Below are 12,237 nucleotides of genomic sequence, written 5' to 3'. Positions count from 1 at the left end.
AATGTCCGCCACGCATGCGGCCGTTGACGCAAGGAGACCGAGGATGCCCGCTCCCCGTACCGTTCTGCTCACCGGCGCCGCCGGCGGACTCGGCACCCTGATGCGCGGCCTGCTCCCCCAACACGGCTACGCCCTGCGCCTGCTCGACGTCCGCCCGATCGAGGACGCGCCGGAGGCGATCACCGCCGACCTCGCCGACGCGGACACCCTGCGAGAGGCCGTCCGGGGTGTCGACGCGATCATCCACCTCGCGGGCATCTCCCTGGAAGCCTCCTTCGGCAAGATCCTCGCGGCGAACATCGAGGGCACCTACAACCTGTACGAGGCCGCCCGCCGGGAAGGCGTGCGGCGCATCGTCTTCGCGTCCTCCAACCACGCCGTCGGCTACACCCCCCGGCCGCAGGGCGACGATCCGCTGATCCCCGTGGACACCCCGCACCGCCCCGACACCTTCTACGGACTGTCCAAGTGCTTCGGCGAGGACCTCGCCCAGCTGTACTGGGACAAGCACGGCCTGGAGACCGTCTCGGTGCGCATCGGCTCCTGCTTCCCGGAGCCGACCAGCGTGCGCATGCTGTCGGTGTGGATGAGCCCGGCCGACGGCGCCCGCCTCTTCCACGCCGCCCTGACCGCCGAGCACGTCGGCCACACCGTGGTGTACGGCTCCTCCGCCAACACGCGCCTGTGGTGGGACCTGACCTCCGCGCGGGCGCTCGGCTACGCACCGCAGGACGACTCCGAGCCCTACGCCGCGAAGCTGCTCGCCGAGCAGGGCGAGCTGGATCCGGCCAACGAGGCGCACGCCCACCTGGGCGGCCACTTCGTCACCGACCCGCCGATCTGGCCGTACTGATCCGGCGCGAAGTCGTCGCTTGCGGGGGCGGGCGGGCACCGAACGGGCCCGCCCGCCCCCGTGTTCGGGCACCCGCCGTGCCCGATCCCACGCCCGCCCACCGCTCTTGCGCAGGTCCGCGGCGGGCACCGCGCGGCACACTCGGGCACGTCCGGGCAGCATCGGGCGCGCAACAGACCTGGTCAGCGCCCGGCACCCGCTGTAGAACTTCCCCCATGGGCCCGAACGGGCACCACGGCGAGGGAGGTGGGCCGGTCATGACCACGAGAAGTGCGGAAGAACGCCAACGGGAGATCGTGCGGGCCGCCCGCGCCACCGGGTCGGTGGACGTCACCGCGCTCGCCGCCGCACTGGGCGTGGCCAAGGAGACCGTACGACGGGATCTGCGGGCCCTGGAGGACCACGGGCTCGTCCGCCGCACCCACGGCGGGGCCTACCCGGTGGAGAGCGCCGGCTTCGAGACGACGCTCGCCTTCCGCGCCACCAGCCACGTGCCCGAGAAGCGCCGGATCGCGGCCGCCGCGGCCGAGCTCCTCGGGGACGCCGAGACGGTCTTCGTCGACGAGGGCTTCACCCCGCAGCTCATCGCCGAGGCCCTCCCCCGGGACCGGCCGCTGACCGTCGTCACCGCGTCCCTGCCGGTCGCGGGCGCACTCGCCGGGGCCCCGGACACGTCGGTGCTGCTGCTCGGCGGGCGGGTCCGCTCCGGCACCCTCGCCACCGTCGACCACTGGACGACGAAGATGCTCGCCGGGTTCGTGCTCGACCTCGCCTACATCGGCGCCAACGGCATCTCCCGCGAGTACGGCCTGACCACGCCCGACCCGGCGGTCGGCGAGGTCAAGGCGCAGGCGATGCGCGCCGCGCGGCGCTGCGTCTTCGCGGGCGTGCACACCAAGTTCGGAGCCGTCAGCTTCTGCCGGTTCGCCGAGGCCGGCGCGCTGGAGGCGATCGTGACGAGCACCCAGCTCCCGGCGGCCGAGGCCCACCGCTACTCCCTGCTGGGCCCGCAGGTCATCCGGGTCTGATCCACGACAGGTCCCCTCGGGACGCCGCCCTGCCCGCGGCGCCCCTTATGTCCCCATACCTCCAGGAGCGATCCATGCGCACCCCGAGCCGACGGAGGCCGCGAGCCGCACTCGCCACGGCCGCCGCAGGGATGCTGCTCGCCCCGCTGTTGTCCGGCTGCTGGGCCGGCGCGGGCGGGTCCGGTTCCGGCGGCGACTCCCTCAACGTCCTGATGGTCAACAACCCGCAGATGGTGGAACTGCAGAAGCTGACCGCCGACCACTTCACCCGCGAGACCGGCATCAAGGTCAACTTCACCGTCCTGCCGGAGAACGACGTCCGCGACAAGATCAGCCAGGACTTCGCCAACCAGGCCGGCCAGTACGACGTGGCCACGCTGTCCAACTACGAGATACCGATCTACGCCCGCAACGGCTGGCTGCACGAGATGGACTCCTACGTCGCCGCGGACCCGGCGTACGACGAGAAGGACGTCCTGCGGCCCATCGCCGAGTCCCTCACCGGCGACGACGGCAAGCGCTACGGACAGCCCTTCTACGGCGAGTCGTCCTTCCTGATGTACCGCAAGGACGTGTTCGCGGCCAAGGGCCTGACCATGCCCGCCCACCCCACCTGGCAGCAGGTGGCCGCCCTCGCGGCGAAGGCGGACGGCGCCGAGCCCGGCATGAAGGGCATCTGCCTGCGCGGACTGCCCGGCTGGGGCGAGCTGACCGCGCCCCTGACGACGGTCGTGAACACCTTCGGCGGCACCTGGTTCGACAAGGACTGGACGGCACGGCTGGACTCCCCCGCCTTCGAGAAGGCGACAAAGTTCTATGTCGACCTCGTCCGTGCGCACGGCGAGTCCGGCGCCGCCCAGTCCGGCTTCGCCGAGTGCCTGAACAACATGACCCAGGGCAAGGTCGCCATGTGGTACGACGCCACCTCGGCGGCCGGTTCCCTGGAGGCCGCGAACTCCCCCGTGAAGGGCAAGGTCGGCTACGCCCCCGCTCCCGTGGAGCGCACCAGGTCCGCCGGCTGGCTCTACACCTGGGCGTGGGGCATCCAGAAGGCCTCCCGCAACTCCGACAAGGCGTGGACGTTCGTCTCCTGGGCGTCGGGCAAGGGCTACGAGCAACTGGTCGGCCAGGAGTCGGGCTGGTCGGACGTCCCGGCCGGCAAGCGCGCGTCGACGTACACCAACCCGGCCTACGTCCAGGAGGCCTCCGCCTTCCAGGAGATGACCCGCGAGGCCATCGAGTCCGCGCGCCCCCGCGACCCCGGTGTCCAGCCGCGCCCCGCGCCCGGCATCCAGTTCGTCGGCATCCCCGAGTTCACCGACCTCGGCACCAAGGTCTCCCAGGAGATCAGCGCGGCCATCGCCGGACGCCAGTCCGTCGAGACGGCCCTGGAGAAGTCCCAGCAGCTCGCCGAGCGCGTCGCCAAGGAGTACGAGGGACGATGACCGCCACGACCACCACGCCCTTGCGGGCAGCCCCCGTCCGCGCGCCGCGGCAGCCCTCGGCCCGGCTGCGCGCCTGGGCCACCCGCGCCCCGCTGCTGCCCGCCCTGGTCTTCATGATCGCCGTGACCCAGCTGCCGTTCGTGGCCACACTGGCGATCTCCTTCTTCGACTGGAACGCCCTCTACCCCAAGGCCCGCCGCTTCACCGGCCTCGACAACTACCGCCAGGTCCTCACCGACGCGGCCCTGCGCCACTCGGTGTGGACGACGGTGCTGCTGACGGCAGCCGTGGTGCTGGTGAGCCTGGTCCTGGGCCTCGCCCTCGCGCTGCTGCTGGACCGCAGGTTCCGCGGCCGGGGCGTGGTGCGCACCCTGCTGATCGCGCCGTTCCTGATCGTGCCGGTGGCGGCGGCCCTGCTGTGGAAGCACGTGCTGTACAACCCCGAATACGGCCTGCTCAACGGCCTGTTGCACTACGTCGGCGGCCCGCAGCCGGACTGGATCTCCGACGCCCCGCTGCTCGCGGTGGAGGCGTCCCTGGTGTGGCAGTGGACCCCGTTCATGATGCTGATCCTGCTGGCCGGGCTGCAGAGCCGCGACCCGGAGCAGCTGGAGGCCGCCCGTGTGGACGGCGCGAACACCTGGCAGGTCTTCCGCCACCTCACGCTGCCGCACCTGCGCCGCTACCTCGAACTCGGCGCCCTGCTCGGCTCGATCTACATCGTGCAGAACTTCGACGCGGTCTTCACGATCACGTCCGGCGGTCTCGGCACCGCCAACCTGCCCTACACCGTCTACCAGAGCTTCTACCAGGCCCACGAGAACGGCCTCGCCTCCGCCGCGGGCGTCCTGGTCGTCATCGGCTCGATTCTCATCGCGACCCTCGCGCTGCGCGTGGTGTCGTCCCTGTTCCGTGAGGAGGTGGCGCGCTCATGACCGCCGTACTGCGCCGAGGCGGCCCGGGTCTGCTGGCCTGGCTGGCCGGGATCCTGTTCTTCCTGCCCGTCGCGTGGATGGCGCTGACGTCCCTGCACTCCGAGCAGGACGCGGCGGCCAACCCGCCCTCCTTCGCCGCGTCACTGACGCTGGACGGCTACCGCGAGTTCTTCGGCGCGGGCGGCGGCGCGAGCCCCTGGCCGGCGCTGATCAACTCGGTGGTGGCGTCGGTGGCCTCGACGGCGCTGGTCCTGCTGCTGGCGCTGCCGGCGGCGTACGCGCTGTCCATCCGGCGGGTGCGCAAGTGGACGGATGTGCTGTTCTTCTTCCTGTCCACCAAGATGCTGCCGGCCGTGGCGGGCCTGCTGCCGGTCTACCTCTTCGCGAGGAACGCGGGACTGCTGGACAACATCTGGCTGCTGGTCGTCCTGTACACCTCGATGAACCTGCCGATCGCGGTGTGGATGATGCAGTCCTTCCTCGCCGAGGTCCCGGTCGCGGTCATCGAGGCGGCGCGGGTGGACGGGGCCAGGCTGCCGACGATCCTCGCGCGCGTGGTCGCGCCCATCGCCCTGCCGGGCATCGCCGCCACCGCCCTGATCTGCTTCATCTTCAGCTGGAACGAGCTGCTGTTCGCCCGGGTGCTCACCGGTGTCGTCGCCGAGACCGCGCCCGTCTTCCTGACCGGTTTCATCACCAGCCAGGGCCTGTTCCTGGCGAAGGTGTGCGCCGCGTCGCTCGTCGTCTCCCTGCCGGTGCTCGCCGCGGGGTTCGCCGCCCAGGACAAACTCGTCCAGGGCCTGTCGTTGGGAGCCGTGAAATGAAGGCCGCCGTCATCGAGTCCGTGGGCCGCGCCGTCGTCACCGAGGTCCCGGACCCGGCGCCGGGCCCGCGCGAGGTCGTCGTCGAGGTGGCGGCCTGCGGTCTGTGCGGTACGGATCTGCACATCCTGCAGGGCGAGTTCGCGCCGAAGCTGCCGATCGTGCCGGGGCACGAGTTCGCGGGGACCGTCGTCGCCACCGGCCGCGAGGTCACGGAGATCGCGGAGGGCGACCGGGTCGCCGTCGACCCCTCCCTGTACTGCTACGAGTGCCGGTACTGCCGCAGCGGCCACAACAACCTGTGCGAACGGTGGGCGGCGATCGGCGTGACGACGGCGGGCGGCGCGGCGCAGTTCGCGGTGGCCCCGGTCGCCAACTGCGTGAAGCTGCCCGAGCATGTGCGCACACAGGACGCGGCGCTGGTGGAGCCGCTGTCGTGCGCGGTGCGCGGCTACGACGTGCTGCGCGCCCGTCTCGGCGCGCACGTCCTGATCTACGGCTCCGGCACGATGGGCCTGATGATGCTGGAGCTGGCCAAGCGGACGGGCGCGGCGAGCGTGGACATGGTGGACGTGAACCCGGCCCGCCTCGAGACGGCCCGCCGGCTGGGCGTGTCCGCGTCGGCCGCGGGCGCCGACGAGCTGGACCGCCCGCAGGGCTGGGACGTGGTCGTGGACGCGACGGGCAACGCCGCCGCCATCCAGGACGGACTGGGCCGGGTGGCGAAGGCGGGCACGTTCCTGCAGTTCGGGGTGGCCGACTACGCGACGCGGGTGACGATCGACCCGTACCGCGTCTACAACCAGGAGATCACGATCACGGGTTCCATGGCGGTGCTGCACAGCTTCGAACGGGCGGCGGAGCTCTTCGCGGGCGGCGTCCTGGACCCGGAGGTCTTCATCAGCGACCGGCTGCCGCTGGAGGAGTACCCGCGCGCCCTGGAGCAGTTCGCCGCGGGGGTGGGGCGCAAGATCGTGGTGGTGCCGTAAGCCATTCGGCGGGTAAGGGAACGGTAAAGCGGTGTCATTCGTTCACCCGGCATGACAGCTATGACCCCTGGCTCGAACATCCCTCTGCCGGCCGCGCGCGTGACGGTGGACGTCGCCGCCCCGGTGCGGCTCGACGTGTCGGGCCTGCTGCTCACCTCCGACGGCAAGGTGCGCTCCGACGACGACTTCATCTTCTACAACCAGCCGGCCGGCCCGGGCGTGACGTACCGCTCGGGCGGCGGCACGGCCCCGGACGCGATCACGGTCGACACGACCGCGCTGCCGCCGGGCATCGAGAAGGTGGTCGTCACCGCCAGCCCGGACGCCGCCGGGCAGACCTTCCAGGGCATCGAGCCGACGGCCACCCTGCGCGACGCGGACGACGGCTCGGTCCTGGCCACCTTCACACCCCCGCAGCTGGGCACCGAGACGGCGCTGGTCGTCATGGAGATCTATCAGCGCGGCGGCCAGTGGAAGGCCCGCGCCGTCGGCCAGGGGTACGCCAATGGCCTGGCCGGCATCGCCACGGACTTCGGCGTGACGGTGGAGGAGCCCGCCCCGGCCGCGGCCCCGCCGCAGCCGGCGGCCCCGCCGCAGCCCGTGGCGCCCCCGGCGCCCGTGCAGACCCCGGCGGCGCCGCCCGCCGCCCCGGCCGCGCCGCCGGCCCCCGCCCCGGGCGCCGGGAAGATCAACCTCGACAAGGGCCGGGTCAGCCTGCAGAAGAACCAGACCGTCTCCCTGGTCAAGGGCGGCCGCCCGCTGCTCTCGCAGGTCAAGATGGGCCTCGGCTGGGAGCCCGCGTTCCGCGGCGCGGACATCGACCTCGACGCGTCCGTCATCGCCTACGGCCCGCAGCGCAACCACCTCGACAGCTGCTACTTCGGCAAGCTGTCCATCCTCAACGGCGCGGTGAAGCACTCCGGTGACAACCTCACCGGTGAGGGCGCGGGCGACGACGAGGTGATCGTGGTCGACCTCGGCCGCCTCCCCCAGGACGTCACCGGCCTGGTCTTCACGGTCAACTCCTTCTCCGGCCAGAAGTTCACCGAGGTCGCCAAGGCCTACTGCCGTCTGATCGACGCGGCCACCGGCGAGGAGCTGGTCCGCTTCGACCTCACCCACGCCGAGGCGCAGACCGGCGTGATGATGGCCAAGCTCATCCGCCAGTTCTCGGGCGAGTGGGAGATGACGGCCATCGGCGACTTCGTGAAGGCCCGCACGGTCCGCAACATGGTCAAGCCGGCGGCCCAGGCCCTGTAGTCACCGCGCCCGCACGGGCGCCCCGTCGGCACCGGGGCGCCCCGGGCCCGGGTCACCTCCCGGGCCGCAGCCCCTCCGTCAGCACCGACAGATACCGCCGGATCTGCCCGCCCTCCGGGTCCGCCAGTTCCGAGGCCGTCGCCACGCCGTGGGCCAGCCGCAGCAGGTCCACCGGCCCGACGTCCCCGCGCAGCGTTCCCTCCGCCCGGGCCGCCTCCACCAGCCGCGCCGCCGCGGCCTTCATCGACGTCCCGCACACCGTCAGCGCGGCAGCGCTGCCGTCCGTGACGGCCGACCCCAGCAGGGCCTTCAGCCCACGCACCTGGATCGAACCCACGCAGAGCTCGTACAGCCACTCCACGAGCGCCTCGCCCGGCGGCAGCTCACGCGCGATCTCACCGGCCCGCGCCGCCATCGCCTCGACGCGGTCCATGTACGCGGCCTCCAGCAGCGCCTGCCGCGTCGGGAAGTGCCGGTACAGCGTGCCGGAGCCGACACCCGCACGCTTGGCGATGTCGTCGAGCGACGCGCCCTCCCCATGCTCGGCGAACGCCTGTGCCGCCACCTTCAGCAACCGCTCGTAATTGCGCCGAGCGTCCGCGCGCATGGGCTTGACCTGCGTCATCCCGAAACTCCTTGGACGTGGCGGAGAGCCTCTCCGGATTCTAGCGAGAACGGGACGAGGACCGTCGGTTGCCGTGCGCGGGAACGCTCAGTGAGCGGCCGGCCGGTCCGTCCACGGCCAGTCGGCGTCGGCGCCGGCCTCCAGCAGGGGAACCATGCGGAACGCCGCGTCCGTGAGGCCGCCGAAGGTGTGCCGGTTGCCCTGCCCGGAGGGGCCGTGGCCCGCCCGGTGGCCGGCCAGGTTCCAGGTGTAGACGGGAACGTGGGCCGGCACCTGTTCGGTGGGGTCGCCGTGCCGGCTCGCGGCGTACTGCTCGTCGGTGACGATCAGCACCCGGTCGTGGCGCCGGTAGTGGCGGCGCACCGCCTCGACCGTGTCGGTGCCGCCCAGGTCGCCGAAGCGGGCCAGGACGTTCAGCACCGACTCGCCCTTGCGGAACGGCACCAGGCTGCTCGTCGACCCGAACTCGACCAGGTCCGCGTGGTCCGCGCGCTGGGCGAGCGCCGTGCCGAAGACCGCCGCCGCGTCGGCCCGGGTGAGTTCGGAGCGGTCGGACAGCCGCGACCAGAACATCGATCCCGACCGGTCGACGAGCACCAGCGTCCGGCCGGGCAGCGCGGGCACGTTGGCCAGCGAGTGGCGCAGCGCCTGCTCCAGCGGGTAGGCCCAGCGCAGCGACGGCGCGTGCCGGTGGGCGGCGAGGTAGCGGAAGGGGAACTGCCGCGAGCGCGCCACCTCCAGCGGGTCGCTGATCCGGGCCGCCACGCGTGCCGCGACCTCGTCCGAGACGCCGGCCTCGTCGAAGTTGCGCAGGTTGCGCACCAGCGCCATCGTGCCCATGGACGGGATCACGGCCTCCCAGGCCGCCCGGTCCATCGGGCCCCGCAGCCAGCCCGCCAGCGCCTCCCAGGTCATCCCGGCCGCCGCCAGCCGCTCGGCCCCGCCGGCCGAGGTCACGACCGCGCGCCGCTCCGCCACCGGCAGCGCCGTCAGCGCGCGGTGCGCGGTCAGGACGCGGTCCGCGGCGGGCGGTACGGCCGTGTCGGGGTGGTGCCTGCGGTCCAGCGCGTACCGGAACAGCTCGCCCTGCCCGGGCTTGTCCGGGTCCGGCGTCGCGTGCACGAGGTTCAGGATGTCGCCGAAGCGGTAACCCTTGGCGGCGGTGTCGTACTTCAGCAGCGCCTTGCCGGTGTACAGCCGTCGTACGGCGTCGGCGATGCCGCGCTTGACGGGCTTGGGCACGGCCCGGCCGTACGTCGCGGTCCAGTAGGCCAGCAGTTCGCCGGGCTCGTCCGGGCGCCGCAGGACCGAGTCCACGACCTGCCGGTTCGACGGGCCGTCGGTGGCGCCGGCGTCCAGGCGCGCCTTCACGTACTCGGCGGCGCCCACGACCGCGGCCGTGCGGATGCCGCCCTCGCCGCGCAGCCAGCCGAGGAGGCCGGCCGTCCAGGAGGGGTCGGTGACGGCGAGCTCGCGCACGAGCCGGGCGAAGCGGTCGTCGCGCTGTGCGCCGGACTCGTAGAAGGTCTGCTGGGAGACGAGGTTCGACACCGCGAGCAGGAAGAGTTCGGAGCGCGCGTCGCGCTCGTGGCCCCGGCCGCCCTCGTACGTTCGCAGCACGCGGCCGGTGGAGGTGACGCGGGAGACGGGCTGTGCTTTCGCGGTGCGCGTGTTGAATCGCGCCATGATGAATTCCCCCGAATTCTGCGGCATTTCGGAGGGAGGGCGCGGCAGATGGAGGGTGCCCGAGGTCGAAGTCGGCGACGGAGGAAGAACAGCTGCTCTATCCGCTGAGCTACGGCACCCCGAAGGTGCCGACGGGATTCGAACCCGTGACCCGCTGACCGAAGTATCCGCTGCCTGCGCACCGGGCACCCACCATGAGCTGCGCCTCCCGAGATCAGGTCGACTGCGGCATCGGATTCTTTCGGGAGAAGAAGTAGCCGCTGTCATCGCACCGGGAGGTGCGCTGCGTCGTGATCTCACTGTAGGAGGCGCAGCTCGGGGCGTGCGAACGAATTAACGGCCGCCCAGGCGGGCGCGGTTACCGCTTGTGGCGCTTCCAGGGACCGGTGATGGCCAGCATGATGCCCGGTTCCTGGATGTTGGCGAAGAGGGTCTTGCCGTCGGGCGAGAAGGTGACGCCGGTGAACTCGCTGTACTCCGGCTCCTGTGCGGTGCCGATGTTGAGCTCGTTGCGGGCGATGGGGTAGGTGCGGCCGCTCTCGGTGGCGCCGAACAGGTGCTGCACGCCCTCGCCGTCCTCGGCGATCACGAGGCCGCCGTAAGGGGAGACGGTGATGTTGTCGGGGCCGTCGAAGGCGCCGTCCTTCGCCGGGTCCGGGTTCACGCCGAGCAGCACCTTCAGCGTCAGGGTGCGCCGCTTGGGGTCGTAGAACCAGACCTGTCCGTCGTGCTGGACCGGGCTCTCCGCGCGGGCGAAGGAGGAGACGATGTAGGCGCCGCCGTCACCCCACCACATGCCCTCCAGCTTGCGGGCGCGGGTGACCTGGCCGGCGGTGAACTGCTTGCGCACGGCGACGGTCCTCGCGTCGCGGTCGGGGACGTCGACCCAGTCCACGCCGTAGACCGTGCCGGTCTTCGTGGCGCGGGAGAGGTCGTCGACGAACTGGCCGCCGGAGTCGAAGCACTTGAACGCCTGGAGCACACCGGCGTCGTCGGCGAGGGTGCGCAGCTTGCCGCGGCCGTGCTCGAAGCCCTCCGGCGGGGTCCAGCGGTAGAGCAGGCCGTTGGGGCCGGCGGCGTCCTCGGTGAGGTAGGCGTGGCCGCGCTTGGGGTCGATGACGACGGCTTCGTGGGCGTAGCGGCCCAGCGCCTTGATGGGCTTGGGGTCACGGTTGGCCCGGCGGTCCTCGGGGTCGACCTCGAAGACGTAGCCGTGGTCCTTGGTCATGCCGTTCTGGCCGGCCTTGTCCTCGGTCTCCTCGCAGGTGAGCCAGGTGTCCCAGGGGGTGCGGCCGCCGGCGCAGTTGGTGGAGGTGCCGGCGATGCCGACCCACTCGGCGACGTGGTCGCGGCGCACCTCGACGACCGTGCAGCCACCGGAGGCGGCGGGGTCGTAGACGAGGCCCTCGGTGAGCGGCACCGGGTACTTCCAGTTCGCCCGGGGGCCCTTGAGCTCGTGGTTGTTCACCAGCAGGGTCGCGCCGCGCGGGCCGTCGAAGGTGGCGGTGCCGTCGTGGTTGGACGGGGTGGACTCGCCGGACTCCAGCGTGGTCTTCCCGCTGTAGGTGATGACGCGGTAGGAGAACCCGGCGGGCAGGGCCAGGATGCCCTTGGGGTCGGGCAGGAGCGGGCCGTAGCCGGCCCCGTGGTGAGCATCCGCCGACGCCTCGCCCGCGGTCTCGGTGTCGGCGAAGGCGAGGGCGTTGGGCGCGCTGGCCAGGGCGCCGACCGTGCCGGCCAGGGCGACCCCGGCACCGGTGGCCGCGGTGTTCCTGCCGAAGTCCCTGCGGGTGAGCGACATGCGTGTCTCCTGAGACGGGGGGTGTGCCGTGGAGGGTGGCGGACCTCTGAGTCGGCGCCACCGTCGCGCCCGCGACTGAACGGGGGTTGAACGCGGGGCGTCATGAGCGGGTCGGCTTCCATGAATCCGTACGGCGCGTCCCATGAGTCGGTATGGATCCACCCGTAACCACACCGCAACCCGCCGCGAACCGGCACCGCGACGCCCCGCCTCCCGGCGCTCAGGCCCCCGGCGGCACGGCGCTCCCGCGGAGGCCGCCACGGACCCGGCGGGCCTCCCCGCACCCCCCGTCGGCGCCGACCCGGACGCCCGGACGGCCCCACCGGGCACTCCGTGATGCGGCCGGCCCGAGCGCCCCTGCAGCGTTGCCCCGCACTCCCTGATGGGCCGCGCCCAAGCACCGGTACGACCCCGCCCGGCACTCGGAGAAGCGGCCCGCCCGACCGTCTCCGCAGCCCGACCGGCGCCCCGACGGAGCACGCCCAAACACCCGAGCAGCCCCACCCGGCTCTCCGGGGTGCGGCCCACCCGAGCGCCCTTGCAGCCTGACCTGCACTTCCCCGATGGGGCACGCCCAAGCGCCCGCCCCCGGCTCTCCGGGATGCGGCCGGGCCGACCACACCCGCCGCCCCACCTGCATCCCCGACAGGGCACGCCCCAACACCCGAGCAGCCCCCGGCACTCCGATATGCGGCCCGCCCGACCACACCCGCCGCCCCACCTGCATCCCCGACAGGGCACGCCCCAACACCCGAGCAGCCCCCGGCACTCCGATATGCGGCCCGCCCGACCAC

The 12,237-nt window shown here is 72.5% G+C and carries 10 protein-coding genes; 7 read left to right on the top strand and 3 right to left on the bottom strand.

Annotated features, from left to right (window positions below; all coding sequences use genetic code 11):
* Positions 1-43 precede the first annotated feature (43 nt).
* The 7 genes from AB0E88_RS28690 to AB0E88_RS28660 all read left to right on the top strand — a co-directional run bounded on the left by AB0E88_RS28690 (position 44) and on the right by AB0E88_RS28660 (position 7,331).
* Complete coding sequence (locus AB0E88_RS28690; protein ID WP_361636367.1) at positions 44-853, top strand: NAD(P)-dependent oxidoreductase; 810 nt, start codon at positions 44-46, stop codon at positions 851-853.
* Positions 854-1,110: 257 nt separating this feature from the next.
* Complete coding sequence (locus tag AB0E88_RS28685) at positions 1,111-1,881, top strand: DeoR/GlpR family DNA-binding transcription regulator (RefSeq protein ID WP_361636364.1); 771 nt, start codon at positions 1,111-1,113, stop codon at positions 1,879-1,881.
* 74 nt (positions 1,882-1,955) lie between these two features.
* Positions 1,956-3,326, top strand: a complete 1,371-nt coding sequence (locus AB0E88_RS28680; RefSeq protein ID WP_361636361.1) for a sugar ABC transporter substrate-binding protein — start codon at positions 1,956-1,958, stop codon at positions 3,324-3,326.
* Positions 3,323-4,261: a sugar ABC transporter permease gene (locus AB0E88_RS28675; RefSeq protein WP_361636358.1), complete on the top strand. Its 939-nt coding sequence runs from the start codon at positions 3,323-3,325 to the stop codon at positions 4,259-4,261. The genes AB0E88_RS28680 and AB0E88_RS28675 overlap by 4 nt, the downstream gene beginning before the upstream one ends.
* Positions 4,258-5,085 (top strand): carbohydrate ABC transporter permease, encoded by an 828-nt coding sequence (locus tag AB0E88_RS28670; RefSeq protein ID WP_361636355.1) that lies wholly within the window; start codon positions 4,258-4,260, stop codon positions 5,083-5,085. Before AB0E88_RS28675 ends, AB0E88_RS28670 begins: the two co-directional genes overlap by 4 nt.
* A complete protein-coding gene (locus tag AB0E88_RS28665) occupies positions 5,082-6,071 on the top strand; it encodes a zinc-dependent alcohol dehydrogenase family protein (RefSeq protein ID WP_361636352.1) in 990 nt (329 codons plus the stop codon). Before AB0E88_RS28670 ends, AB0E88_RS28665 begins: the two co-directional genes overlap by 4 nt.
* Before the next feature lie 60 nt (positions 6,072-6,131).
* Positions 6,132-7,331 (top strand): TerD family protein, encoded by a 1,200-nt coding sequence (locus AB0E88_RS28660; RefSeq protein ID WP_361636350.1) that lies wholly within the window; start codon positions 6,132-6,134, stop codon positions 7,329-7,331.
* Between the two features lie 52 nt (positions 7,332-7,383).
* On the opposite strand, the gene AB0E88_RS28655 is transcribed toward AB0E88_RS28660, so the two are convergent.
* The 3 genes from AB0E88_RS28655 to AB0E88_RS28645 form a co-directional block, all read right to left on the bottom strand.
* Entirely contained in the window at positions 7,384-7,956 is a 573-nt protein-coding gene (locus AB0E88_RS28655) for a helix-turn-helix domain-containing protein (protein ID WP_361636347.1), read from the bottom strand.
* Positions 7,957-8,043: 87 nt separating this feature from the next.
* Complete coding sequence (locus AB0E88_RS28650) at positions 8,044-9,642, bottom strand: TROVE domain-containing protein (RefSeq protein WP_361636344.1); 1,599 nt, start codon at positions 9,640-9,642, stop codon at positions 8,044-8,046.
* Between the two features lie 358 nt (positions 9,643-10,000).
* Positions 10,001-11,443 (bottom strand): alkaline phosphatase PhoX, encoded by a 1,443-nt coding sequence (locus AB0E88_RS28645; protein ID WP_361636342.1) that lies wholly within the window; start codon positions 11,441-11,443, stop codon positions 10,001-10,003.
* Between the last annotated feature and the right edge of the window lie 794 nt (positions 11,444-12,237).

This window comes from Streptomyces sp. NPDC028635, assembly GCF_040637635.1.
Lineage (GTDB): Bacteria > Actinomycetota > Actinomycetes > Streptomycetales > Streptomycetaceae > Streptomyces.
The sequence above is the reverse complement of the archived record's forward strand: the minus strand, read 5'-3'. Positions and strand labels throughout refer to the sequence as shown.

Coding starts and splice junctions, on each gene's coding strand:
- AB0E88_RS28690 (WP_361636367.1), top strand. CDS start 44: ATGCCCGCTCCCCGTACCGTTCTGCTCACCGGCGCCGCCGGCGGACTC.
- AB0E88_RS28685 (WP_361636364.1), top strand. CDS start 1,111: ATGACCACGAGAAGTGCGGAAGAACGCCAACGGGAGATCGTGCGGGCC.
- AB0E88_RS28680 (WP_361636361.1), top strand. CDS start 1,956: ATGCGCACCCCGAGCCGACGGAGGCCGCGAGCCGCACTCGCCACGGCC.
- AB0E88_RS28675 (WP_361636358.1), top strand. CDS start 3,323: ATGACCGCCACGACCACCACGCCCTTGCGGGCAGCCCCCGTCCGCGCG.
- AB0E88_RS28670 (WP_361636355.1), top strand. CDS start 4,258: ATGACCGCCGTACTGCGCCGAGGCGGCCCGGGTCTGCTGGCCTGGCTG.
- AB0E88_RS28665 (WP_361636352.1), top strand. CDS start 5,082: ATGAAGGCCGCCGTCATCGAGTCCGTGGGCCGCGCCGTCGTCACCGAG.
- AB0E88_RS28660 (WP_361636350.1), top strand. CDS start 6,132: ATGACCCCTGGCTCGAACATCCCTCTGCCGGCCGCGCGCGTGACGGTG.
- AB0E88_RS28655 (WP_361636347.1), bottom strand. CDS start 7,956: ATGACGCAGGTCAAGCCCATGCGCGCGGACGCTCGGCGCAATTACGAG.
- AB0E88_RS28650 (WP_361636344.1), bottom strand. CDS start 9,642: ATGGCGCGATTCAACACGCGCACCGCGAAAGCACAGCCCGTCTCCCGC.
- AB0E88_RS28645 (WP_361636342.1), bottom strand. CDS start 11,443: ATGTCGCTCACCCGCAGGGACTTCGGCAGGAACACCGCGGCCACCGGT.